The 25076-nt window shown below is 66.2% G+C and carries 21 protein-coding genes; 19 read left to right on the top strand and 2 right to left on the bottom strand.

What is annotated here, in order from left to right; all coding sequences use genetic code 11:
- Nucleotides 1-180 precede the first annotated feature (180 nt).
- Complete coding sequence (locus H7007_RS06915; protein WP_287154186.1) at nucleotides 181-783, bottom strand: PASTA domain-containing protein; 603 nt, start codon at nucleotides 781-783, stop codon at nucleotides 181-183.
- 607 nt (nucleotides 784-1390) lie between these two features.
- On the opposite strand from H7007_RS06915, the gene H7007_RS06910 reads away from it, so the two are divergent.
- Together H7007_RS06910 and H7007_RS06905 are read left to right on the top strand one after the other, a co-directional pair.
- Nucleotides 1391-2218 (top strand): prolipoprotein diacylglyceryl transferase, encoded by an 828-nt coding sequence (locus H7007_RS06910; protein ID WP_287154184.1) that lies wholly within the window; start codon nucleotides 1391-1393, stop codon nucleotides 2216-2218.
- 131 nt (nucleotides 2219-2349) lie between these two features.
- Complete coding sequence (locus tag H7007_RS06905; RefSeq protein ID WP_287154182.1) at nucleotides 2350-2865, top strand: DUF6141 family protein; 516 nt, start codon at nucleotides 2350-2352, stop codon at nucleotides 2863-2865.
- Between the two features lie 136 nt (nucleotides 2866-3001).
- Here the strand turns inward: H7007_RS06905 and H7007_RS06900 are convergent, their stop codons facing one another.
- Nucleotides 3002-4144 carry an acyl-CoA dehydrogenase family protein gene (locus H7007_RS06900; protein ID WP_287154181.1) on the bottom strand — a complete coding sequence of 381 codons (1143 nt, stop codon included), beginning with the start codon at nucleotides 4142-4144 and terminating at the stop codon, nucleotides 3002-3004.
- 600 nt (nucleotides 4145-4744) lie between these two features.
- On the opposite strand from H7007_RS06900, the gene H7007_RS06895 reads away from it, so the two are divergent.
- The 17 genes from H7007_RS06895 (at nucleotide 4745) to cobA (ending at nucleotide 25069) form a co-directional block, all read left to right on the top strand.
- Nucleotides 4745-5173 carry a response regulator transcription factor gene (locus H7007_RS06895; protein WP_287154179.1) on the top strand — a complete coding sequence of 143 codons (429 nt, stop codon included), beginning with the start codon at nucleotides 4745-4747 and terminating at the stop codon, nucleotides 5171-5173.
- Nucleotides 5174-6125: 952 nt separating this feature from the next.
- Complete coding sequence (locus H7007_RS06890) at nucleotides 6126-7109, top strand: 2-hydroxyacid dehydrogenase (RefSeq protein WP_287154178.1); 984 nt, start codon at nucleotides 6126-6128, stop codon at nucleotides 7107-7109.
- A gap of 111 nt (nucleotides 7110-7220) precedes the next feature.
- A complete protein-coding gene (locus H7007_RS06885; protein ID WP_287154176.1) occupies nucleotides 7221-8894 on the top strand; it encodes a thiamine pyrophosphate-binding protein in 1674 nt (557 codons plus the stop codon).
- A 175-nt stretch (nucleotides 8895-9069) separates the two neighbouring features.
- Nucleotides 9070-9492, top strand: coding sequence for a secondary thiamine-phosphate synthase enzyme YjbQ (locus H7007_RS06880; protein ID WP_287154174.1), 423 nt, complete (start codon nucleotides 9070-9072; stop codon nucleotides 9490-9492).
- A 19-nt stretch (nucleotides 9493-9511) separates the two neighbouring features.
- A complete protein-coding gene (locus H7007_RS06875; protein WP_287154173.1) occupies nucleotides 9512-10348 on the top strand; it encodes an SAM hydrolase/SAM-dependent halogenase family protein in 837 nt (278 codons plus the stop codon).
- A gap of 310 nt (nucleotides 10349-10658) precedes the next feature.
- Nucleotides 10659-10856 carry a DUF6485 family protein gene (locus H7007_RS13700; RefSeq protein WP_350340628.1) on the top strand — a complete coding sequence of 66 codons (198 nt, stop codon included), beginning with the start codon at nucleotides 10659-10661 and terminating at the stop codon, nucleotides 10854-10856.
- 926 nt (nucleotides 10857-11782) lie between these two features.
- Nucleotides 11783-13333, top strand: coding sequence for a hypothetical protein (locus tag H7007_RS06865; protein WP_287154169.1), 1551 nt, complete (start codon nucleotides 11783-11785; stop codon nucleotides 13331-13333).
- 299 nt (nucleotides 13334-13632) lie between these two features.
- Nucleotides 13633-14811, top strand: coding sequence for a thiolase family protein (locus tag H7007_RS06860; protein ID WP_287154167.1), 1179 nt, complete (start codon nucleotides 13633-13635; stop codon nucleotides 14809-14811).
- Nucleotides 14812-15273: 462 nt separating this feature from the next.
- Nucleotides 15274-16065 carry a DUF7839 domain-containing protein gene (locus H7007_RS06855; protein WP_287154165.1) on the top strand — a complete coding sequence of 264 codons (792 nt, stop codon included), beginning with the start codon at nucleotides 15274-15276 and terminating at the stop codon, nucleotides 16063-16065.
- An 847-nt stretch (nucleotides 16066-16912) separates the two neighbouring features.
- A complete protein-coding gene (locus H7007_RS06850; protein ID WP_287154164.1) occupies nucleotides 16913-17974 on the top strand; it encodes a precorrin-8X methylmutase in 1062 nt (353 codons plus the stop codon).
- On the top strand, nucleotides 17971-18765 hold the full coding sequence (locus tag H7007_RS06845) for an energy-coupling factor ABC transporter permease (protein WP_287154163.1): 795 nt from the start codon (nucleotides 17971-17973) through the stop codon (nucleotides 18763-18765). The genes H7007_RS06850 and H7007_RS06845 overlap by 4 nt, the downstream gene beginning before the upstream one ends.
- Before the next feature lie 12 nt (nucleotides 18766-18777).
- Nucleotides 18778-19116 carry a hypothetical protein gene (locus H7007_RS06840; RefSeq protein ID WP_287154161.1) on the top strand — a complete coding sequence of 113 codons (339 nt, stop codon included), beginning with the start codon at nucleotides 18778-18780 and terminating at the stop codon, nucleotides 19114-19116.
- Between the two features lie 16 nt (nucleotides 19117-19132).
- Entirely contained in the window at nucleotides 19133-19918 is a 786-nt protein-coding gene (locus H7007_RS06835) for a CbiQ family ECF transporter T component (protein ID WP_287154160.1), read from the top strand.
- Complete coding sequence (locus H7007_RS06830; RefSeq protein WP_287154158.1) at nucleotides 19905-20735, top strand: energy-coupling factor ABC transporter ATP-binding protein; 831 nt, start codon at nucleotides 19905-19907, stop codon at nucleotides 20733-20735. The genes H7007_RS06835 and H7007_RS06830 overlap by 14 nt, the downstream gene beginning before the upstream one ends.
- Entirely contained in the window at nucleotides 20732-22615 is a 1884-nt protein-coding gene (gene hemA / locus H7007_RS06825) for a glutamyl-tRNA reductase (protein ID WP_287154157.1), read from the top strand. Before H7007_RS06830 ends, hemA begins: the two co-directional genes overlap by 4 nt.
- Nucleotides 22608-23516, top strand: coding sequence for a hydroxymethylbilane synthase (gene hemC / locus H7007_RS06820; RefSeq protein ID WP_287154156.1), 909 nt, complete (start codon nucleotides 22608-22610; stop codon nucleotides 23514-23516). Before hemA ends, hemC begins: the two co-directional genes overlap by 8 nt.
- A complete protein-coding gene (gene cobA / locus H7007_RS13695; RefSeq protein WP_287154155.1) occupies nucleotides 23513-25069 on the top strand; it encodes a uroporphyrinogen-III C-methyltransferase in 1557 nt (518 codons plus the stop codon). Before hemC ends, cobA begins: the two co-directional genes overlap by 4 nt.
- Nucleotides 25070-25076 lie beyond the last annotated feature (7 nt).

Raw genomic sequence — 25076 nt, 5'->3', positions numbered from 1 at the left:
CCTCTGCCCGAAGTCCGCCCGGAAGGACGCTCTTCGCCGGCGGGTACCGTGATTCGGTATGTCAACCCGGGGAGCCCGTCAGCGGTGGACCCTGCCCCGCCCCCCGCATCTGGAGCAGGTCTCGGTCCGCTTCAGGGTCCCCGTCCCTCCGCACGTGCTGCACGGCACGCTGGAGCCCCCTCACGTGTAACACACGCCGGAGCCGCCGCATTCCGGGCAGGTCTCGGAGACGGTCACCGTGCCCTTTCCCCCACATACGGGGCAGGTCACGTAGGCCGACCCCAGGCTCACGGTGAGTGTAACCACGGACCCCTTAACAAGGGATGTGCCGGGCGGCGGGTCCGAGGCGCAGACCAGCCCGACGGGGACGGACTCGTTGTAGGCCTGCTGCATGTTGGGCTGCAGCCCGAGATTCTTGAGGAGGGCAACAGCCTCTCCCTCCGGCTTTCCTCTCAGGTCGGGAAGGGAGACCGGCTCCGGACCCCTGCTGACCACCAGGTCAACCGCAGTCCCCGGCTCCACCGTTTCCCCTTCCGGAGGCAGGGTGCGGATGACCAGGCCCGGGGGCACGGTCTCCGAATATTCCTCCGAGAGGGAGCCGACTGCCAGTTCCTCTTCCAGCAGCGCTCCCCTGGCGTCCTCGACGCCCATGCCGCCGAGCGCGGGCACCGTGGCTTTGGCCGGCTCCGGCGCCGACCTCCCGCATCCGCAGACGGGCACGGTCAGGAACAGGAAGAACGGCAGGACAACAAGGGCCCACTTCCGGCTCCTATATCCCTCCATGTCCGTCACCCCCTCCAGTCTCCATTTTCCCCACTTACGAGGAAAAAGATTCCCTCCTCCTAGTCTCGGTATCCGCTGATATCCTCGGCACCGCCCCGGCGGGGAGGGTGGCTCGGATTTCCCGCGCCGCCGCGCCCGGAAGCGCCGGATGGAGCTCGTCCCTCTCGGTCCTCTCGACATCTGGCTAATTTTAGGGCGCGTTCCCCGACGAAGGTGGCGTGAGTGAGGGGGTGGCCATACGCTATCCCCTCCGGCGGACAGAGGTACGCGGCAGCGGCCGCGGAGATGTCGGAGAGGTGATGTGACCCTCGCGCCCTCGCCATGACCGCTACCCGGGCGAGCCCTGTACAGAGGGTTTGGGCCGGAGAAGGAGCAGGTTTGAGGAAATCCCCATAAGAGAGGGGCCTGCCCGATACCCCGGTGGAGGCCGAGGGGGTCGAAGGAAAGCTCCATCTGTTAGACTTCTTATGAGCGGGGCCGAAAAAGGAGAATTGAGCGGGGGTCGGCTGGGAACCTCGAACCTTCGCCCGGCAGGAAAGCGACCATGCAGATATCGGCGGACCCGTGGAGTCGTGGGCACCGTGATTAAGAGAGGGGTGATGCGCGGGTGCGTCCCGTCCTTTTTCACATCGGTTCCTACCCCGTATATTCCTACGGGGCCTTCCTCTTCCTCGCTTTCCTGGCCGGGGTCATGGTAGCCGGGCGGGAGCTGGGGCGCCGGGGAGAGGACGCCTCGGCCATCTATCCGGTGGGGGCGGTGGCCGCATTCAGCGGGGTCTTGGGGGCGCGCCTCTTCTACGTCCTCGGGCACTGGGGGGAGTTCTCCGGGGACTGGTCATCCATCTTCGATCTCAACATGCGGGGCCTGGTCTTCTACGGGGGCCTAGCCCTCGCCCTCCCGGCTTGCGTGCTCATTGTGAGGAGAATGGGGCTCGCGGCGGGAAAGGTGGCCGATGCTGTTGGTCTCACCCTCCCTCTGTCCCTGGCCGTGGCCCGAGTGGGGTGTTTCCTCAACGGCTGCTGCGGGGGGAAGCCATCCGGCCTCCCTTGGGCGGTGACTTTCCCTGGCACCTCCACAGCGGTGCACCCTACGCAGCTCTATGAGCTCCTCCTGGACTTGGCCTTCTTCTTCCTGCTTCTGCGCTGGAGGAAGAGGGTGGTCAGGGATTGGGACCTGTTCCTTCTTGCCGTGGGCGGATACGGCGCCATACGTCTCTTCAACGAGTTCTTCCGCTACCACTCTCGGAGCTCTGCAGGCGTTTTTTTCCAGGCCGTCAGCGCTACGGTCATGGTTCTCTCCCTGGCCACGGTCTGGTACCGCGAGAGAAGAACGGGTGGGAGCCAGGCGGTGGGCGGGTTCCCACCGGACGCACGGCGGGCAGAGGCGGGAATGGCGGGAGGCACGGGCGTGCCACAGGACGAGGACCCCGGTTGAGGCGCAGCGGGAAAGGTTTCGTCCTCGCACGAGAAGTGTGCTGAGCGCCGGGGTCGGCGCGCGGAAGGAGACGGGAGCAGGAAGACAGGGGAGGGGCATGATCTCGTGAGGTGGGAGGGGAGGAGACGGCGATGCGGGAGAGAGTCAGGGAAGAGGAATGCCTTTTTCGTGAGGAACAGCGCTTCCACCAGTGGTGGGTCTACGCGGTGGTCCTGGGGACGGCGGGGTTCGCCTGGTACGCCTTCTTCCAGCAGCTCGTGCTGCGCAGGCCCCTGGGCAGCAAACCGGCCCCCGACTGGCTGGTGGCCCTGACCTGGATTCTCATGGGCATCGGTTTCCCGTGGCTCTTCCTCTCCTCCCGCCTGGTGGTGGAGGTGCGGGGGGACGGCCTGCACTACCGTTACCATCCCTTCCACCGGCGCTGGCACCGCCTGGGCCGGGAGGAGATAGCCGAGGTGGAGGCCAGGACCTACCGCCCGGTCATGGAATATGGAGGATGGGGGATACGCTGGGGATGGAGGGGCGGGAAAGCCTACAACGTTTCCGGGAACCGCGGCGTGCAGCTCGTGCTCCGCGACGGGAGGAAGGTCCTCTTCGGATCCCGCCGGCCGGAGGAGCTAGAATCGGCCCTCCGAAAGCTCCTGTGAACCGTACCCCGGAGAGGAGGCCTGCCACTTCCCTTTCTTGGGAACGCCATGCCGCGCTCCTTCCCCACCGCTCCATGGGGTTGGTTCCTTTGACGCGTCCCTGAGGTTCGGGCTTGCCCGCGCGGAGCGGCCCCGGTCAGAGGCCGTAGGAGCGGGCGATGATCTCCCGCATTATCTGGTCGGTGCCCCCTCCGATGGGTCCCAGGCGCATGTCGCGGTAGGCCCGCGCCAGCGGGTACTCCTCTGTGTAGCCGTAACCGCCGTGGATCTGCAGGGCCCGGTCCGCCACCCGGCAGGCCATGTCGCAGGCGTAGAGCTTGGCCATGGCCACTTCCCTCACCGGCTCCTTGCCCTCCACGTAGAGCTTGAGGACGTGATAGGTGAAGGCCCTTCCCAGCTCGATCTCCGTGGCCATGTCCGCCAGCATGTGGGAGATGGCCTGGAATTTCCCTATTGGCCTCCCGAAGGCCTGCCTCTCCTTGGCATACTGTAGGGCGATGTCGAAGAGCAGCTGGGCTCCGGCCACCGCCCCCAGGGCCATGATCAGGCGCTCCCAGACGAAGTTTGCCATTATCTGGTAGAAGCCCCGGTTCTCCTCACCCAGCAGGGCGTCGGCGGGGACCCGGACGTCGATGAAGGAGAGCTCCCCGGTGTCCGAGGCCTTCCAGCCCAGTTTCTTTATCTTCTTCGAGGTCTCGAATCCCGGGGTGCCGCGGTCCACGATGAACTGGGAGATTCCGGCGTACCCCTTGTCCCGGTCCGTCTTGGCGGCCACCACCACCCAGTCGCAACGCACCCCGTTGGTTATGAAGGTCTTGGAGCCGTTGATTATCCAGTCCGAGCCGTCGCGCACGGCGTAAGTGCGGATGCCTGCCACGTCCGAGCCGGCCTCCGGTTCGGTGATACCCAGGGCGCCGATGCTCTCCCCTTTTATGCCGGGGACGAGGTATTTCTCCTTCTGTTCCTCGGTCCCGAAGCGGTTTATCTGGGGCATGGCGATGCCGATGTGAGCACCCAGCCCGGCGGCCACGCCCGCCGAGCCGCAACGGGTTATCTCCTCGTGGAAGACGGCCTCCGCGAGGCGGTCATCGTCCCCCCCGTATCTCTCGGGATAGGACATGCCCAAAAAACCCAGCTCCCCCATGCGCGTGAACACCCAGCGGGGGAACTCCTCCGCCTCCTCCCACTCGTCGGCGTGGGGGGCGAGCTCCTTCTCCACGAACTCCCGGAGATTGCGGCGGAAATCCTCGTGAACGGGTTGGAATATGTCGTAGCTCATCCTGCCCTCCCTCTGATCGCTGCACCGGTGGTAAGGTGCTTTTCAGCCGGTCGAACCAGGAAGATTATAACACCGGCGGTTTGCCCCCTGAATCCGGCACATGGGCCCGGCCGGTTTCAGGCGGGAGGTGTCGCCTCCGGTCTCGGAGGCGCTCGCGGCACGGCGTGAGGGCCCCCACCTTGCTTTGTCCGCCGGGGAGGCAGGAAAAGGGTGGATCCCAGGGCGGTGGTTGCGACAGGGACTGATATGACTCCCTTGGTGTGAGGCGGGGCCTATGAGCGCTCCCTTTCCGGGCCATGGGGTCGCCAAAGCTCCTCCTCTCCTTGTAGCCCGCGGACGGGGGAGTCAAGTTATGAAGTAACGGGCCGCCTTTTCCGATAAGCATAGGGTAGGCCGGCGGGGGTGCCCTCGGGCCGGGCGGCCGTTTCCGCTACCCGGCGCAGGCGTAGCGGATGCCCTTTTCGGTCGGAGAGCGGGAGAGGGAGGGCTACCGGAAGCCCTGCCGGACATCGCCTCCACGGAGGGCGGATGTGAGCGGATGGTTTGTCAGAAAGGGCCTCAGGGATTAGACTAGAGGGGAAAACGTTGCGGGAGGGCGAGATGGCTTACCGGGTTCTGGTGGTAGACGACGATCCGATGGTGACCCGCCTGGTGCGCATCAACCTGGAGCTTGAGAACTTCGAGGTCGAGGAAGCCTGGGACGGGAAGACGGCCATGCGCATGATGCGCGAGAACCGCCCCGACCTGCTGGTCCTGGACATCATGATGCCCCAGATGGACGGGTGGGAGATCCTCAAGCTGGTCCGGGAGGACGAGCAGTTGCGGGACCTTCCCGTGGTGGTGCTCACCGCCAAGGTCCAGGAGGAAGACATCGCCCGGGGATGGCGCATGGGCGCGGATGGTTACATCGTCAAGCCCTTCAACCCGGTCATCCTGGCCGATGCCCTGCGGAAGGTCCTGGAGGCCTCACCGGAGGAGAGGCTCGCCCTGCGCAACGAGGAGATAGAGCGCTACAAGGATTACGTCTGAGCCGGTCCCAATGCCCCAACGGCGCTGCCTCAGCTAAATCTCATCCCATCGCTTACCATGTCGGCGAACCTGCCAAATTCTCCCATGGAGGACAGCAAGGATCGGTAGCTTGCGGAATCAGCGTCTTCAATATGGTTGCGTTGAAGGTTAAACGCAGAGCTTGGGCAGGTATTCCAATTCAGCGGGAGCGGTGAGTTTATGCTCAATATGGAATTTTATGGCGATTCCAGACCGTTATTTCAAAATTTAGTGGAAGGAAAACTTTGCTATATCCGCGGCATCCTTCGAAGGTGGCGCTCGCCGTTGCCATATCGCGGAGAATGCCGGGAACCTCCTCGGCCGCACTTCGCGACGCGGGTGCGGGACGGCTTCGCCTCGTGCCTCCACCTGACCGGCGTCGCTGCCCGGGATGGAGGGAAGCGGAACCGCGTGGCCGCACTTGCCTGCCACGCCTTGAGGCACGACACCCCTTGAGACACGAGGAGGCCAACCTCGACACACCCTCCGGCGGTCGCTGTTCGAGGGATTCCTGAGCCCAGATCTCGAAAACCTCTCCGCAGGCCATACCTCAAGAAGCACAAAAACTCCCGGCGCCGTGGCTCTTATCCCCGCCGGCTCAATAGGATCCGGCTCCCGCCGATGCGCCCCCCGCATAGGCCACCGCCTCAAGGAATCAGGAAACTCCCGGCCGTGGCTCATAAAATATGGATAATAATGGTGTGATGTGGGCATCATTCATGGTAGGCGGGCTTCCCTCCGCCGGACTGGCGTGCCGGGGCGTGGGAGGCGATCGCTTGCGGCCGGGTTTTCCGGGGCCTCGCGTCCTCCCGGCGGAGGCCGTGGGAGGAGAGGGAGAGACGAGGGAGCGATTCCTGGAAGCCGATGGATACCGGAAAATCCCGGCGGATGAGCGGATGGAAGCCTGGAGGTCCGGATAGAAAGGGAGGTGGAGATGTCCAGGGTGGTGGTGCTCTCGCCCCTGCCGGAGGAGGCGGTCAGGGGGATGCTGTCCGGGGTCCTGGAAGGTCGCGAGGTCACGGTGGAGGTCTACCAGGGGGATCCGGGCCCCGGCCTGGAGGAGGCGGTGCGAGGGGCGGACGTGATAATCGGCGATTTCACCTTCCGCCTGCCCATAGACGCCCGGGTGGCGGAGGCGGCGCGGGGCTGCCGGCTCATCCAGCAGCCCAGCATCGGTTACCAGCACATAGACCTGGAAGCCACGCGTGAGGCGGGGATACCGGTGGCCAACGTGGGGGCGGCCAACGCCGTGGGGGTGGCGGAGCACGCCGTGATGTTCATGCTCTGCCTGCTCAAGAAGGCCCTTTACTTCCATAACAAGACCGCCGCGGGGGAGTGGGGGCAGCAGGACATCTTCACCCTGGGGCTTTACGAGCTGCAGGGCAAGACGGTGGGCATCGTGGGGATGGGCAACATCGGAAGGGAGGTGGCGGTGCGCCTGCGGCCCTTCGGCTGCCGAGTCCTCTATTACGACCTGGTTCGCCTCCCGGCGGAGAAAGAGGAGGAACTGGGGGCGGAGTACGCGGAGCTTGAGGAGCTCCTGCGCGCCTCGGACATCGTCACCCTCCACGTTCCCCTGACCCCGGAGACCCGTCACCTCATCGACCGGGAGAGGCTGGGCTTGATGAAACCCGACGCCTACCTCCTGAACCTGGCACGGGGGGAGGTGGTGGACGAGGAGGCCCTGGCCGAGACCCTGCAGGAAGGGAGGATAGCCGGCGCGGGCCTGGACGTCTTCGCCCGGGAGCCGGTGGAACCCGACAACCCGCTTCTCAAGTCCGACCGGGTCATCCTCTCCCCCCACGTGGCGGGAGGCACCAACGAGAGCCGGGTGCGCATGCTCCAGGTGACCATAGACAACGTCATGCGGGTGCTCTCGGGAGAGAAACCCCGCTTCGTGGTCAACGGCGTGGAGTGAGCACAGGGGGTGTGCGATGATTTCGCGTTGCAGTAAGCGGGGTGGACTTCCCGGTGGAAGATACGGGGTCTGGCCATCGCCGGCCCGGGGCGGGAGAAGGAGGAGCGGCCCATGAACTGCGCGCAGATGCTCATCGAGGGCCTGAAGGTCATGGGGGTCCGCCGCATCTACGGTATCATCGGCACCTCAAACTTCGCCTTCGTCAACGCCCTCTACGATCACCGGGAGGACATCCGTTACATCTCCTGCCGCCATGAACAGGTGGCGGCGAGCATGGCCGACGCCGAGGGACGGCTGACGGGAATCCCCGGGGTGGCGCTCACCCACTCCGGCCCCGGCACCCTGAACGCCCTCATCTCCGTGGCCAATGCCTATAAGGACGGGAGCCCCATGATCCTCTTCAGCGGGGCGGTGAAGAGGAAGCTACGTGGCAGCGACGGCATGCTGGAAGCCAACCACATGGAAATATTTTCCTCTTTATGCCGGGGGGTCTTCCGGGTGGAGGAGGCGGACCATACCGCCGCCGTGCTCTCGCAGGCCTATACCCTGGCCGTCTCGGGGGGAAGGGGCCCGGTGCTCATAGAGGTCCCCGAGGACGTGTGGGAGGAGGAGGTGAAGGTGGAGGCGCCCCGCTTCCGCTTCGCCGCCGAACACCGCCCCCCACTGCACGTGGAGGACGTCTGGAAGGCTCTGGAAAAGGTGAAGGAGGCCAAAAGACCCCTCATCCTCTCCGGGGGAGGAGTGGCCTACTCGGGAGCCTCGGAGCTCCTGGTGCGACTGGCGGAGACCCTCCGCGTCCCCGTGGCCACCACCGGGAACGGGCGGGGCACCATCCCCGAGGACCACCCCCTGTGCCTGGGGAGGGCCGGGTTCGGAGGAGGGAACACGGTGGCCGACGCCGCCCTATCGGAGGCGGACGTCATCCTGGGGGTGGGTTGCATCATCTCCGACCTCACCTCCTACGAGTACACCCTCCCCATCCCCGGGGAGCTGGTGCTGGTGAACATCGACATGGAGGCCATGCTCAACTGCCGGAGGCGGCCCCAGTTGCCCATCGAGGCCGACGCGCGCGATTTCCTCCTCGAGGCCGTGGACGCGGTGAAGGATTATCGGCCGCCGGACCGCAGGGAGTGGTGGGAATTCCTGGAAGGAAAACGCACGGAGTGGAGGGCGCTGGTGGAACAGGCCCGGAACTCGGACCGGGAGCCGCTTTCCGGAGCCAGGGTGATCCACGAACTGGTCCACCTCCTGCCGCGAGAGAGGATAATCACCGTGGGAGCGGGCACTCACCTCCTCTATCCCATGGCCTTCCTTCCCTGCCTGGAGCCCCTGACCTACCTCTCGGCGGTGAACTTCGGGGCCATGGGCTTCGGCTTCCCCGCCGCCCTAGCCGCCAAGCTGGTGCGCCCGGAACGGGAGGTGGTGGCCATCCTGGGGGACGGGGACTTCATGATGACCCTGCAGGACCTGGAGACCGCCTGCCGGGAGGGGATAAAGGTCCTGGTACTGGTGATGAACGACCACATGTACCGGGTCCTGAACATCCGGCAGAGGGTGCAGTGCCAGGGGAGGATACTGGGCACCTGCCACGGCAACCCGGACTTCGCCGCCCTGGCCCGCTCCTTCGGAGCGGCGGGGTGGAGGCTGGAGAAGGTGGCGGACATCCGCCCGGTCCTGAGCGAGGCGCTGGCCGCGGAAGGGCCGGCGGTGGTGGACGTGGTCATCGACCCGGAGGACTTGCCCCCCTTCAACCTCGAGGCCTCCCTGCGCATGAGCATGGGATAAGCTTTCGGAAGGACGCGGGGACAGGCCGCAGGGGCTTGGGCGCTGGCATTGGCGGTCTTCGCCTCCCTGCGCCCAGGAGCGGGATTCGGCCGGGGCGAGATGGGAGTTACCGGAAGTCGCAATGATGGTGCGGCTCCTCGCGTGACATGGGTTGAGCGGTGGAAGGAGCGGATGAATGGACGTCGTAGGGATGAAGGCCTACCGGGGGGAGTTCGAGGTGAGCACCGGGACGCGGGCTCAGCTCGTCGACATCACCTCGAGGGTGCGGGAAGTTGTGCGCGGCTCCGGGGTTCGGGAAGGGATATGCCAGGTCTACATCCCCCACACCACGGCCGGGGTGACGGTCAACGAGGCCGCCGACCCGGACGTGGCCGCGGACATCATCGAGCACCTGGAGAGGCTGGTGCCCCGGGGCAGGTACCGCCACCGGGAGGGAAACGCCGACGCCCACATCAAGGCCAGCCTGGTGGGCTTCTCCGCCGCCCTGCCCGTCTTCGGAGGGGACTTGGCCCTGGGCACCTGGCAGGGGGTGTTCCTGTGCGAGTTCGACGGGCCGCGGCGGCGCAGGGTGTGGGTGACCGTGCTGGGATCGGGTTGAGCCGGAAAGGAGGCGGGAGGTGGATACCGGGGAGGCGCGCCTGGAGGGACTGATCACCTTCACCAGCGATTTCGGGACCTCGGAGGAATGGGTGGGGGTGGTGAAAGGGGTCATCCTCTCCATCAACCCCAGGGCGGTGGTCGTGGACCTCAGCCACGAGATACCGCCCTTCGACATCGGGAAGGGGGCCCTGGTGCTCGCCGCCGCCCTTCCCCATCTCCCCGTGGGGGTGCACCTGGCGGTGGTGGACCCCGGCGTGGGTACGCGGCGCCTGGCCGTGGCCCTGCAGTGCCGAAGGGGCGATTTTCTGGTGGGTCCGGACAACGGGTTGCTCCTTCCTGCAGCGGAAAGGCTGGGGGGCGTGACCCGCGCCTTCTTCCTGGAGAACAGCGACTTCTTCCGCCGTCCCGTCCACCCCACCTTCCACGCCCGCGACATCTTCGCCCCGGTGGCCGCCCACCTCTCCCTCGGTGTGGACCCATCGGAGATGGGGATGCCCATGGACGCAGAGGACCTGGCCCCCGCTCCCTGGGGGAGGGCGAAAGAGGGCGAGGGCGCCGTTTACGCCACGGTCATAGACGTGGACCGTTTCGGCTCCCTGCGCCTCAACGCTTACCCGGAGCAGGTGGAGGGACTGGGCCACCGGCGGGGTGACCGCGTCATAGTGGGGCTGGGAGAGGGAGAGATGGAGTTCGTCCTGGCCTCCACCTTCGGGGAGGTAGAGGCGGGATCCCCACTACTCTTCGAGGACTCATCGGGGGTGATGGCCCTAGGGGTGAGCGGGGGGAGCCTATCCGCCCGGACGGGTTCGCGTCCCGGGGACACGGTGATAATCTACGGACCAGCAGCCCGGTGATTGCCGGCGTGGGCCGGGTTGAGCTGGAGCCGCAAGTCGAAGTAGTGATGATCCGCGCACCGCTCCCCGGCAATTTCCGGGGCGGGAGGTGGCAGGTTTGAGGTTCGATGCGCCGGATCATGCCCGGGGATGACCGCTGGAGACCGTGGCAGGAGGGTGACCGGTTTCAGGAGCCCGGAGCATGCGAGAGGTCCTGGCCGGGAAACGCGAGGCGGGAAGGGAGGGCCCGAAGGTGTCGACCATCCGGGCGCTCGTCCCCGGCACGGCGCGAAGGTGGTCGAGGGAAACGTTCGAGCTTGAAGGAGGAGAGATGCCGGAGGAATGCCGAAATCACCGCGCCAATCTGGAGATGTGCAACTGCACCTACGAACCCTGCTCCCGCAAGGGTTACTGCTGCGAGTGCCTCCATTACCACCGCCGCAACGGGGAGCTCCCCGCCTGTTTCTTCCCTCCCGAGGTGGAGAGGACCTACGACCGCTCCGTGAGCCGCTTCCTGAAGAGCCGTTGAGTCGCGGTCTCGGCCTCGCCCGGAAGGGGCCTCCGGACCTGGTCGGGGGATGGGGGAAGAGCGGGCGATCGGCGGGGGCAGGCGCAGGTCCCCGGCCCCCGCCCGCCGCTACCGGGGAGCCCGGTGCAGGGCCTCGAATAGCCGGCGATCTCCGGGAACCCGTAGGGACACCGGGATCGAAGGCCTTCAAAAGGGTCGAAACCGCCATCATCGGTGTGCCGGCTCTCTCTTGGGGCGCCAGGACTCGGCTTCCTCATCTCCTTAGACGATCCCCGCAATGGGATGCGGACTCAAATTCCGCGGGCGGGGATGGAAGGACCATCGTTCGCGTGAACGACCGCATATCGCCTTCTCCCCGCCGGCAAGGGCAGCGACACCCTGGGAATCCTCGAATTCCGATAAACCCTCGGCCCGTCTTTGCCGATATTGGGGCGCCAGGACTCGGCTTCCTCATCTCCTTAGACGATCCCCGCAATGGGATGCGGACTCAAATTCCGCGGGCGGGGATGGAAGGACCATCGTTCGCGTGAACGACCGCATATCGCCTTCTCCCCGCCGGCAAGGGCAGCGACACCCTGGGAATCCTCGAATTCCGATAAACCCTCGGCCCGTCTTTGCCGATAAAAAGCAAAGGATGCGAAAGGAGGGGAGAGGATGGATCAGGCCGCCGCCTAGACAGACGGCGGCCTTCGTGTTTTCCGTGGGGCTGCCCGGCCGTGGCCTTGAACCCGTAACGGGCCTTGTCATACCCGTGAGCGTCATGGACGCGAGTGGGCCTCGGTCGGGCGTGGGCGAGGTTGAAGGGAGGGATGCGGATGGGATGAAAGGAACCCGTGTTGCCTACCTTTCAGGGTCAGATGGCTATGGATGGGGAGACGAGGGAGGGGATGTCTATGAGAGGGCGCTATGGGGCGGGAAAGTTTATCATGGCGACTTCATCGATACTTCTTTTCATCTTACTGGCTGGCGCCTTTCACGTGGCGGCGGGGGATTTTAATGCCGCCTGCGGGAGCAGCGGTTGGTATTTCGCCGAGGGTTTCACCGGCGGAGACTTCGACACCTGGATCCTCATCCAGAACCCCAACCAGGTGGACACCGTGGCTACCCTGCGTTTCCTCACCCCTGAGGGAGAGCTCGAGCCCCTGGAGGTGCCCCTGCGGGGGGAGACCCGGACCACCGTGTATCTAAACGCCCTTCCGGAGCTCGGGGACCGGGAGGTGGCCACGGAGGTCAAGGTGGAGGGAAGCGGCATCGTGGCCGAGCGGGCCATGTACTTCAGCTACGGAGGGCAGCGCGCCGGAGGGCATTGCTCCATCGGAGCCAGCCACCCCTCGTGCACCTGGTATCTCCCGGAGGGCTACACGGGAGGCAGCTTCGACACCTACGTGCTGCTCATGAACCCGGGGGAGGAGGACGCCAGGGGCGCATGGCTCAAGCTGATGAAGCCCGCCGACGGCCGCTACTACCCTTTCAAGGTGGACGTGCCTGCCGGCAGGAGGGTAACCGTCAAGCTGGACGACCTGGTGTGGACGGAGGGCTCGGAGAATTACATCTCCGCCACCTACGAACCGCCGCCGGCCACCGATCCCGAGCAGGTCAGGTTCGACGACACCTCGGTGTCCACTTGGATACTCTCCGATAAGCCGCTGGTGGCGGAGCGGGCCATGTACTTCGACTACTACGGGAAGGCCGGCGGCTCCTCCTCCATAGGGGCCACCGGCACGGCGCCGGTCTGGTATCTGCCGGAGGGATATACGGGAGGAGACTTCGACACCTGGGTGATGTCCATGAACCCCAACCCCTCTCCCGTGGACATCACCTACACCTTCTTCTCCAACAGCCCGGGATTCACTCCCGTGAGCGTGACCCATGAAGGGGTGCCCGCCTACTCGCGGGACACCATTTTCGTGGACCAAGTGCCCGGGCTGGAGGGTTCCGACGTCTCCACCATGGTCACGGCCTGTCCGTCCGGTGGCGGGACCGAGGCGGCCTGCACCGGGAGCGAGGCCTGTATAGTCGCCGAGCGCTCGGTGTACTTCCGTTACGGGACGGCCAGCGACGGGGCGACGTCCGTCGGAACACCGTGCCTGTTCGACGAGTGGGCCCTGGCCGAGGGTTATACGGGGGGAGGGTTCGACACCTACGTCCTGGTCATGAACCCAAATGACCACTGGGTGAAGATCACCGCCACCTACATGACCCCGGAGGGGACCAAGGTGGTCAAGGAGTACCCGTGCCCACCCCGTTTCCGTTACACCATCAAGGTGGACGACCAGGATCCCGCCCTGGCCTCCACCGACGTGTCCACGCGCATATTCGCCGAGTACATGGAGGAACCGGGAGCGGAAGCGGCGGTCTACGGGAAGAGCTGTTCCGCGGGAGTGGCCGTGGAGCGGGCCATGTACTTCGTCTACCGCAGCCCCGAGACGGGCAAGGTGATGTCCGGGGGCACCTGCTCCATAGGCTTCGGGGAGTGATACCGCGAGGGCGGAAGACGGCCAGTCCATCCCCGTCCCACTTTGACGCCTATGGAACGGCGGGCGGAAAGCGAGAAAGGGAGGGGTGAGCGGAAGGCCGGCGATAGCCGGCCTTCCCCTTTCCCGCCCCGTGAATCTCAAGCCGTAATATAATAATCCGGACCCATCAGGCGCGAGGCGGCATGGGTCCTTCCTCCCGCCTGGAGGCGAGGGCAGCGCCGGCCCGGCCCTTCGCGCGGGGCCCATGCGGCAGGAACGGAGCAAGGTTCGTGAGACACCCGAGGAGCCAAGGAGGGAAGATGGAGGAGGTCTACATCGTCAGCGGTTGCCGCACCCCCATCGGACGTTTCGGGGGTAGCCTCAAGGACGTCATGCCCGCGGAGCTGGTGCGTCTGGTCATCCAGGAGGCTTTGCGACGAGCCGATATCCGCCCCGACCAGGTGGACGAGGTCATCTTCGGGCAGGTGGCGGTGCGTTACGACGAGCTGTGTATGCCCGCGCGCATGGGCTCGTTGAAGGCGGGGATACCTTACACCGTGCCCTGCAACATGGTGGGAAGGGCATGCGGGTCGGGGATGCAGGCGGTGGTGGACGCCGCCCGGGCCATCAAGATGGGGGATTCGGGGGTCGTGGTGGCCGGGGGGGTGGAGAGCATGAGCAACATTCCCTTCTACAACGACGACCTGCGCTGGGGAAGGCGCATGCGCAACAGCGTGATGAAGGACGGCCTCACGGACATCCTCACCGACCCCTACAACGGGTTGATCATGGGCCTCACGGCGGAGAACGTGGCCGAGCGATACGGGATCTCGAGGGAGGAGCAGGACGCCTACGCCCTGGAGAGCCAGCGCCGCGCCGCGGCGGCCATCTCCGCCGGGAAGTTCAAGGAGGAGATCGTTCCCGTGGAGGTCCAGACGCGCAAGGGGACGGTGGTCTTCGACACCGATGAGCACCCTCTTCCGGACACCACCCTGGAGAAGCTGGCCGCCCTCAAGCCGGCCTTCAAAGAGGGAGGGACGGTGACCGCGGGCAACGCCTCGGGGATAAACGACGGGGCCGCCGCACTGGTGGTCATGTCCGGGGAGAAGGCCCAGGAGCTGGGCGTGAAGCCCCTGGCCCGCGTGGTCTCCTGGTCCTATGTGGGCGTGGACCCGGACATCATGGGGGTGGGCCCCATCTACGCCATCCCCAAGGCCTTGGAGAAGGCGGGCCTGAGGCTCGAGGACATCGACGTCATCGAGCTCAACGAGGCCTTCGCCGCTCAGGCCGTGGCCTGCATCCGGGAGCTGGGCCTGGACATGGAGAAGACCAACATCTACGGCAGCGGTATCGCCCTGGGGCATCCCGTGGGGTCTACGGGAGCGCGCATCCTGGTGACCCTGATGACCGCCCTCAAGGAGAGGGGCGGGAGGTACGGCCTGGGTTCCCTCTGTTGCGGCGGCGGCCAGGGCATCGCCATGATCATCGAGAGGGTTTGAGTCCTGCGCTCCCCCTCCGTCGCCGGAGGTGCAACAAAGGAGGAGCCGGCGTACTTTTCCGGATCCGTTGGTGCTGAGGCCCGGCCATACCCGCCAAAGCCAGAGGCTACGCCGGGGTCCGACAGGGCGGTTCCGGTGAACGATCACGGCGTCGCGTCCTTGCGCAGGGTAGTACACCCCCGTGTGTTTGGCGAGGGGGCACCTCGGGTCGGGCGACGGTCTCGGGATGTCCGGCCTGAGGCGGCACCGTTTTCCCCCCAGATTGCAAGCGTCAGGGACGGAGATGGCGGAGGCCGGTCGGGTCTCGTTCTCGTCGCAAGAACCAGTTCCGGCCGGCGGGGCGGCGCGGCGGGAGCGGCGCGCGTTCGTTCTCCCTCGCCCGGACGGAATGGGAAGATTTACTCGCCATGGCTTTGAGGTTAGAATTGACGCATCGGCGGACCACGGTGGCGTTTTCCGGACATGGACGTTCTTAAGAACAGGAACCTCAGCGTCAAATTCCAGATCCTGGTGGAGATAGCACTGCGCCAGCCCAACGTGCAGCAGAAGGACATCGCCGAGAGGCTCGACCTCACCAACCAGGCCATATCCGAATATTTCCAGGAACTGAAGGAGAACGGCTGGATAGAGCAGTACGGGCGCTCCAAGTACCGGGTGACCAGGGAAGGCGTGGCCTGGATGCTCTCCGCCTATCGGGACCTGGTCTCCTATCTGGATAGGGTTGGGGAGGCCATAACCGGGATCTCAGTCTGCGCGGCCATAGCCGAGAGCGCCATCCGAAAGGGTCAGGAGGTGGCGCTGTTCATGGAAGGGGGCCTCCTCATGGCCACCACCAGGCCTCTGGGGGCGGTGAGGGCCGTCGCCGCCACCTCCGCGAAGAAGGGGGAGGACGTGGGGGTCACCGAGATCCGGGGGATCATACCCCTGCGCAAGGGGCGGGTCCGCGTCTTCAGCGTGCCCACGGTGGAAAAAGGAGGTTCGCGCGCCGCCGACATTGAGCTCCTGCGATCGGAACTGAACGGGAAGGCCCTCCTGGGCTGCATAGGGCTGGAGGCCCTGGCCCTCCTGAGGAAGATCAGGAGAAACCCGCATTATTTCTACGGGGTTCGGGAGGCGGTGGTGGAGGCGGCCAACTCGGGGATGGATTTCCGGGTGGTGGTATCGGAGGATTACCTGTCCTCCCTCCTGGCCAGGCTGGAGGAGGAGGATATCGGCTACGAGCTGACTGACCTCGCCCGGTCGGTAGAGGGATGAGCAACCACGTTCCCTAAGGGTCGGAAGAAGTATGCCGGGAGCTGCGGCTCTTGCCGGCGCTGTGAAAGGACCGGGCGAGTGGATATCCACCCTGCTTCGACGTGCGTTCTCACTTTTCTCCGACCGCCTCTCTTCCGTTACGAGAGCGGTGGGGGATCCTTTTCCCCTCACGGCATTGCGCCGCCGCCAGGGGCGAATCGCCTCGTTCCCTCTTGGAAGAAAGCCTTTTCGGGTGCGGCTGGCTCGAGGTCGTAAATGAGGCCGGGGAGCTGCATCCGGAGAATAAGGTTCCCGTCCTTTCCGTGGCCGGGGATTTCACATCATACGCGCCGGTCTTGCCCCTGGAGGCTTTGGCCTTGCAGGCCAGGGCCGGCCCCTGTCAGGCGTCACCGAGACCTGCCTTCGTACCGCGAAGGCTTTCCGCGGCACGGCTTCTCCCGGGTCCGCACGCCCTCGAGGGTTTAATTAATCCCCGGAAGCGCGCCGGGCGCGGGAAGGGAGACGTCATGTTGTCGCGTATCGGAGCCGTGGGTTGGGCAAGGGCGACCCTCTGGAGTCCGGAAAGGGATTGGGAGGCTGTGTTCGCTTCGGCGGTAGACCCACGGTCCCTAGCATGACCTGCTCTTCTGGAAGATGATTCCATATATGAGGGTTCCCGGCACTATCTGGAAGTTTCGATTGCTGTGACCTCCCCGGCGGGCGCGTCGCGGGATGGATCGGGACCCTGCTCCTTCTCGACTACTTCGCGATCGGGCGGCCGTATTGGTTGACAAATTAGAAAAACAAATTAATTTAATTATAATCCATTTTATTTGCTTAAATATCTGGAGACCAGCGGAACTCGGATATGGAGAAGTCCGGCGTCATCCTCCTCGCCCACGGCAGTAGGGAGGACGAAAGTACGACTCGGTGGATGGAGGAACTGCTGCGTAGAGCGGCGAACCTCCTGCCCGACGGTCTGCAGCTCGAGGCGGCATACCTTCAGTTCAACAGGCCCAGCCTCGAGAAGGCCGTGGAGCGCATGCAGGAGGATTCCATAGAGGTCGTCTACGTCCTGCCCCTTTTCCTGCACCCCGGGAGGCATCTCCGCCAGGACATACCCAGCCTGGTGGAAAGGCTCGCGGAGCGTAAGCCCGGGATCAGGCTGGAATTGCTCCCCAGCCTCGGGGAGCAGCCATGGCTCTTCGAGGCGCTGGCCCGCTGGATCGCCGCGGAGCTCCCGGACGCGTTCTACGATGGGTCCGCGGAGCGGTGGAGGTCCGTCACCGGAGAGGAGATCATGCGGGCCAGCATGCGCCTGGCCCGGGACATCCTGGGAAATCGGTGCTTCCGGGAGGGGGAGGAGAAGGTCCTCATGCGCATCCTGCACGCCACCGGCGACCCCACCATCCTGGGGAGCGTTTTCTTCAGCCCGGGAGCGGTGGACAGCGGCGTGAAGGCCTTGCGGCGGGGCGCTGCGGTGATCGCCGACGTGGGCATGGTCAAGGCGGGGCTGAACCGCGGAGTGCTGGAGCGGCTGGGATGCCCGGTATATTGCGCCGCCGAAAGACGGGAAGAAGTTCCCGCTTCCGGTACGCGCGTAGGTAACGGGATCCTGGATCTCCGGGGTCACCTTGACGGCTCGGTGGTGGTCGTGGGCAACGCCCCTACCGCTCTCATGACCGTCATCCGCCTGGTCCGCGAGGAGGGAACGGCGCCCGCTTTGGTAATCGGTACACCGGTGGGCTTCATCCAGGCCTTGGAATCCAAGAGGAGCCTCATGGCCCTGGGGATACCCTACATCACCGTGCAGGGGAGTAGGGGAGGAAGCTCCGTGGCCGTGGCGGCGGCCAACGCACTGCTGGAGATGGCAGCCGGGGACAGGGGCTCGCAGGGTCCCGTTCCCGCGGAAGAAGGAGGTGGGAAATGAAGGACGGCGATCGAAGGGAATCGCGCATGCGCTGTTCGCCGGGGATCAGGCTGGCGCTCTTCATGGCCGTTTTCGCCCTGGCCGTCCAGTTGCGCGACCGCGTTTACGCCATGCACATAGCGGAGGGCATCCTACCCGGTGCGTGGGCCGGCCTCTGGTACGGGGTGGCCGCAGTCTTCGTCGCCGCCGGCCTCTACGTCATGTCCAGAGAGCTGAGGAGGGACCGGTCCCGGGGGCCGCAGATGGCCCTCATGGGAGCCCTCATCTTCATCTTCTCCCTGTTGCCCATTCCCGTTCCCATCAGCGGGACCTGCTCCCATCCCTGCGGTACCCCCATGGCGTCCGTGGTCATAGGGCCGGCGGTCTCCGCCCTCATGGGAGGCATCGCCCTCCTCTTCCAGGCCCTCTTCTTCGCCCACGGTGGCATCACCACCTGGGGGGCCAACGTGGTCTCCATGGCCGTGGTGGGCTCCTTCGCCGGTTTCTTCGTCTACCGGCTGTCGAGGAGACTGGGCGCCAACACCTTTCTGGCCGCCTTCTTCGCCGGCTTCGTGGGCGACCTTTGCGTTTACCTGGTCACCGCCCTCCAGCTCGCCCTGGGCGTTCCCACCGCGGCCGGGGTGCTGAGCCGGTGGGGTACCGTCTTCGTGGCCTTCCTACCTACACAGCTCCCCCTGGCGGTCCTGGAGGGCGTGGTGACGGGGGGCGTCGTGGCCGCCATCGCCGGAAGGAGGCCGGAGATGCTCGCCGAGGCCGTCCCCGTCTTCGCCAGGAGAGGGAGAGGGAATTAGGGAGGGTCGGATATGGAAAAGCGGACTGCGTTCATCGTCTCTCTGGTCACCGTGCTCGTCGTGGCCGCGGCCTCCGTGGCCCTCGCCTTCTCCTTGAGGGACAGGGCCAAGGTGACCGAGGAGGAGGCGGGGGAGGAAGCGGCCTGGTCGGGCATGGACGAGAGTGTGGTGGAGACCTTCGCCGCCGAGCACGGGAGGGAAGCCAGGGGCCCCGTTCTGCCCCTGGAGGAGGGGGACATTCTGCTCTTCCTGTTCTGCCTGGGCGGATTTCTGGCCGGGGTGGTCGTGGGCTACCTCTGGAGGAGGATCCTGGGCGAGAGTCCCGGAAAGGAGGAGGTCGGGGCGGCCTGACGTCCCGGGTGGGCGAATGGAGCACTTCCGCGAGCTGGACCTCCCGGTCGTCAGGGGGCTGGAGCATCTGGGGGACCCCAGGGTGGCGCTGCCCTTCGTGGCCGCAAGCCTGGGAGTCCTCCTCTTCACCTCTTCGCTGCTGCTCCCGCTATTTGTCTTCCTCTTCTGCCTCACCCTGCTCATGGCCGGTGGGGTGCCCGTCTCCACCGTGGTCCGAAGGCTCTCCTTCCCCCTGGTGGTGGCCGGCGTGCTCATGCTCACCCAGCTCTTCGCTTACGGGCGGACGCCGCTATTCCACCTGCGCCTCTTGGGCTTGGACCTGGTGGGCCGCTCCGAGGGCCTGATCCGGGGCGGCATCCTGGTGGGCAGGGTCATGGCGGGGGTGATGCTCCTCGTCTTCCTCACCTCCGTCATGCCCGTGTACCGCCTGCTGGAGTTCGCCGGGCGGGTGGGCGCATTGCGCCTCTTCGTGCTGCAGTGCCTCATGGTCTACCGCTTCGCCTCCATCCTCGTCAACGAGGCGGCCAGGATACAGGAGGCCCAGGCCGTAAGACTGGGTCATATTACCTTCCTCAGGAGGATACGCGCCCTCCAGCTGCTGGGCACCTCGCTGGTGATCAGGTCGCTGGAAAGGTCCGGGAACGTGTACGACGGGGCGCGCATGCGCGGCGCGGGGACTGTCCCCACCCGGCGCATATTCGCCGGTTCGGAGGGGAGACTAGAATGGCGCACGGCTCTGCTTCTGGCAGCGGCCGTGGCCCTCTTCGCGCACGCTGGGAGGATTTTCCATGTTGCGGCTTGAGGGAGTGGGCTTCGCCTATCCGGGAGGCTCCTTCGTCCTCCGAGACGTCGATCTGGAGCTCTCCCGCGGGGAGATTTCCGCCCTGGTCGGCCCCAACGGATGCGGGAAGACCACCCTGCTCAAGCTGATGATCGGGCTCCTCGAGCCCGTTGAGGGCTCGGTGAGCCTGGACGGCACACCGCTGCGAGCCCTCGGGGAGAGGGAGGTCTTCAGTCGGGTAGGCATGGTCTTCCAGGACCCCAATGACCAGATCTTCCTCGCCACTCCCGAGCAGGACGTCCAGTACGGTCTGACGAACCTGGGCCTGCAGCCCGAGGAGGTCAGGGTGCGTGCCCGGGAGGCCATGGAGGCGGTGGGGATTGGGCATAAGTCCGGTGTCCCGGTCCAGCACTTGAGCCACGGGGAGAAGAAGAGGGTGGCTCTAGCGGGGATGCTGGCCATGCGCCCGGAATTCCTCCTCTTGGACGAGCCAACCAACGGCCTGGACCCCATGGGCGCGCATCGTTTCATGCGGACCCTCGTGGAGCTCAAGGGATCCGGCGGCATGGGGATCATGGTCGCTACGCACGACCTGGACATGGTGCCGGTCTTCTGCGACCGCATGTACCTTCTCGACTGCGGGCGCGTCGTCAGCCGGGGCGAGCCCTCGCGCGTCTTCCAGGAGGTGGAAAAGATACGCCGGGCCGACCTGCGGCTTCCCAGGGTGGCCCACCTCATGGAGGTCCTCTGGCACAAGGACGGGTTGGGGAGCCCTCTGCTGCCGCTCACCATAGGACAGGCCAGGAGGGCCATATTGGGATGGGGGTGCAGGAGTTGACGTCCTCCGAAGCCTACTTCCTGCAGCCGCTTCTACTGGACCTGAGGGGCAAGCCTTGCCTGGTTGCGGGCGGGGGAAAGACGGCGGCCAAGAGAGCGCGTGCGCTGGCTTCGGCCGGGGCGCAGGTAAGGGTGGTGGCTCCAGCGCTCTGCGAGGAGCTGCTGGAGATGGTCCGTCGGGGCGAGGCGGAGTGGGAGGAGCGTGAATTTCGGCCCCAGGACCTGGAAGGGCCGTTCCTGGTGGTGGCGGTCACCGATGACGCCTCGACCAACGCGGAGATCGAACGGTCCTGCCGCCGGCGTGGAATCCTGGTATGCGCCAACGCACCGCATTCATTCGGCGACGTCCTCTTCCCCTCGGTTCTCAGGAGGGGCGACCTGGTCATAACCGTCAGCACCAGCGGGGGCAACCCCTCGCTCTCCCGGATGATAAGGGAGGACCTGGAAGCGAGCATCGATCCGGGCATCGGCGAGCTGGTCTCACTGGTGAACGAGGTGCGCAGGAAGCTGAGGTCCTCGGGGCTGCGTCCCTCCTTCCGGGAATGGAGGTCGGCCCTGGACGAGGAGTTCTTCCGGTTGATGGAAAACGGCCTGCAGCGCGAGGCGGAGAGGCTGCTTGTCCGCCGCCTGACCGGGTCCTCCATGGAGCGCCCCGAGTTCCTGGTGTGGGGGATAAGCCACAGGACGGCCTGCCTGGAGGTGAAGGAGAGGCTCTCCCGCCAGGGAGCCGAACTGGAGGGACTGCTCAGGGAACTGAAAAAGGCATTGGAAAGGGTTATGGTCCTCGATACCTGCAACCGTTTCGAGGTCTACGCCTATGCCCAGCCTTCCCTCCTGCGGGAAGCGGTCTCCGCCGTCGTGCTTCCCGGGCTGGCGGGGTTCGAGGAAGGGGGTCATTACACCCCTTACCTCCTGCGCGGGGAGGAGGCCCTTGCCCACCTCATCCGCGTCATCTGCGGCCTCGATTCCATGATCCCCGGGGAGCAGCAGATAAGGAATCAGGTGCGCAAGGCGGCCCGGCTCGCGGATTCCGTGGGAGCCCTGGGCGACCCGTTGAGGGGTGTGCTCGAGCGCGCCGTGCGCGCCGGGCGCAGGGTCGCCTCCAACCTCGGGGCGGTCGCGGAGTGGAGATCGGTGAGCGGGGCGGCGGTCATGGAAGTACGCCGGCATCTCGGTGGCCTTGAGGGCCGTACCGTCCTTGTCGTCGGGTCGGGCGAGGCGGGGCGGCTGGCCCTCCACCTCCTGAGGAGGGAGGGGGCGGCGAAGCTACGGCTCATGGGTTCGGACGCGGAGAGGGTCGAGGGCCTGGCCCGGCGCTTCAGCGCCGAACCCCTCCATTACCGGGACCTGAAGGCGGCGCTCTGCGACGCCGACGCGGTGATCAACTCCTCGCCGCGTCCGAGTTCGATCCTGGAGAGGGAAGACCTGCTCAAAGCAGGTGAGAAGCGAGGCGACCACCCCCTGCTCATCTTGGACATCTCCGTACCCCGCGGGTTCCCCGCCTGGTGCTCTGAGCTGGAGGGGGTGGTATACAGGGACCTGCGTGACCTGGGGGACTGGGGCGGCGGTGACCTGGACCCGCGAACGGAGGTGGAGGCCCTTCTGGAGGGCGAGGCGCGTCGCATAGCCGCCTGGCTGGAGGAGAGAGCGGTTTCCCCCCTCATCGCCCGGCTGCATAGGGAGGCCGAGGACATTGGCCGCCAGGCGGCGGAGGAGATCGCCTCCGCCCTCCGGCTGGAGGACGGCCAGAGGGAGTACCTCGGCAGGAGCATCCACAGGCTGGTGAGGCGGGTCCTCCACCGTCAGACCCTCATCGCCAGGACCTTTCCCGCCACGACGGGGCTCGCATCTTCCCGGGGGGAGGCGGCGGGCGATGCCTGAGGTGCTGAGGATAGGCACCAGGGGAAGCCCCCTTGCCCTGCGGCAGGCGGAGATGGTGCGGGATTTGCTCCTGAGGAGGGGTGCCCGGTGCCGCCTCGAGGTGGTCCCCGTGAGGGCTCGCGGCGGGGTCGAGGGCGAGGCGGGCGCCCCAGCCGGGAAGGAGAGGTTCGTCGCCGCCCTGCGCCGCTCCCTATTGGAGGGGGAGGTGGACCTGGCCGTGCACAGCCTGAAGGACGTGCCCCTCCAGTTCCCGCCGGGCATAAGCCTGGTCGCCTTCCCGGCCTGCGACGATCCCCGGGAGGCCTTCGTGTCCCTGAAGCACCGCAGCCTACTGGAACTACCGCCGGGTGGTATGGTAGGCACCTCCAGCCCGCGGCGCGTATTGCAACTCGCCCTGCTGAGGCCGGACCTCCAGGCCGTTCCCCTGCGGGGGAACGTGGACACCCGCCTGAGAAAACTCGAGGAGGGGGAATGCGACGCGCTCATCCTGGCCCTGGCAGGCCTGAGGCGCCTGGGCAGGGAGGGGGAGGTGAGGGAGGTATTACCCCCGGATGTCTTCGTGCCCGCGCCGGGCCAGGGGATCATCGCCGTGGAGGCCAGGGTGGAAGACAGGCGGGTGGTGGAGATGCTCTCGGCGGTCGACGATGCGGAGGCCAGGACCCGGGCGCATGCGGAGAGGTCCTTCTGTGCCGCCCTGGGGGCCGACTGCGACACGGCGACCGGGGTGGTGGCGGTGCGCAGGGGGGAGACCCTGGAGATGACCGCCATTCACCGTTTCGAGTCCTCGGGGAGAGCGGTGAGGGGGAGGATAGAGGGATCGCCCCGGCACCCGGAGGAATTGGGAAGGGCGCTGGCGCGCAGGATCGTGGATTCCCACCGGCGAGGGGAGGTGGCGCGGTGAGGCGGGCGGCCCGGGAAGAACGGCGGGAGTCCAGGAGAGCGGGAAGTGTCTTCTTGGTGGGGGCCGGGCCCGGTGATCCTTACTTGATGACCCTCAAGGGGGCCGCGCTCCTGCGTGAGGCCGACGTGGTGGTCCACGACCGCCTGGTGCCCGAGGAAGTCCTGCGCCTCTCCGGGGGGCGGGCCAAGATGGTCTGCGTGGGGAAGGAACCCGGAGGGCATACCCTGACCCAGGAGGAGATAAACGAGCTGCTTCTCCGGGAGGCCTCCGCCGGCCGGAAGGTGGTCAGGCTCAAGGGAGGCGACCCCTTCCTCTTCGGGAGGGGCGGTGAAGAGATGGAATATCTTACCAGCAGGGGCGTATCCGTGGAGGTGGTCCCCGGCGTGACCTCCGCCCTGGCGGCACCCGCCTACGCGGGCATCCCCGTCACCCACCGGGGCGTGAGCCGTTCCCTGGCCGTGGTCACCGGGAGGACCTGCGACGGGGAGGCGGATGGCGTGGATTGGGAGGTTATCGCCCGCTCCTGTGACACGGTGGTGGTGCTCATGGGGAGGGGAAGCCTGGGGGAGGTTGTGACCCGGCTTCTGGCCGGTGGGCTCTCGCCGGGCACGCCCGCCGCCGCCGTGCAGTGGGGCGCCACCGCATCCCAGAGGACGGTTGTCTCTCCCCTCGACCGGCTGGAGCACGCGGTCATCGAAGCGGGCCTGGGAGCCCCCATGGTCCTGGTGGTGGGGGAGGTGGTGGCCCTGCGGGAGAAACTCTCCTGGTGGGAGAGGAGGCCCCTCTTCGGCAAGACGGTCCTCCTGCTCCGGGCCGCAGGCCAGGAGTCCGGGATGGCCTGCCGCCTCGCCTCCCTGGGCGCACGGGTGGTCCACGTGCCGGCGATCCACATCCGCCACAACCGGCACCCCTCCGTGGAGGAGGCCCTGGAAGGGCTGCGGGGTTTTCACTGGGTGGTCTTCACCAGCCCCAACGCCGTGACCCATTTCCTGCAGGCCCTCCGGAGGAGGGGAAAGGACGCGCGCGCCTTCGGGGATGCGAAGGTCCTGGCCCTGGGACCGGCCACCCGGGAGGCCCTCCGGGATTCCGGGCTGTGGGCAGACCTCGTGCCGAACCGCCACTCCGTGGAGGGGATCATGGAAGCGTTCCGGGGCGAGGACCTGCGGGGTGTCAGGTTCCTCCTAGTCAGATCGGACATGGCTCCCTCTGACCTGAGGGAATTCCTCCAGGGGAAAGGGGCCTCGGTGCGGGAGGTGCATCCCTACGGGGTGGAGGTGGCGGAAGGCCCGGACCCGGCTCTTATACGGAGATTCCGGCAGGGAGAGATTGACGTCGTGCTCCTCACCAGCCCCTCCACGGCGAGGGGCCTGCACCGCCTGGTGGGGGAAGACCTGGAAACGATCGCCAGATCAGCGGTTGGATGCATCGGTCCCGTGACCGCGGAAGAGGCCAAGAGGCTGGGTATGCAGGTGGCCTTCACGGCGGAGGAGCACTCCGGGGAGGGTCTCGTGGAATCCCTGCTCCGTTTCCTGGAGTTTCCTGGAGATGAGTGAGGTGAGC

The sequence above is a fragment of the Candidatus Solincola tengchongensis genome (assembly GCF_015711935.1).
GTDB lineage: Bacteria > Actinomycetota > Geothermincolia > Geothermincolales > RBG-13-55-18 > Solincola_A > Solincola_A tengchongensis.
Note: the sequence above shows the minus strand (reverse complement) of the source record. Positions and strands in the feature narration are given on the sequence as shown.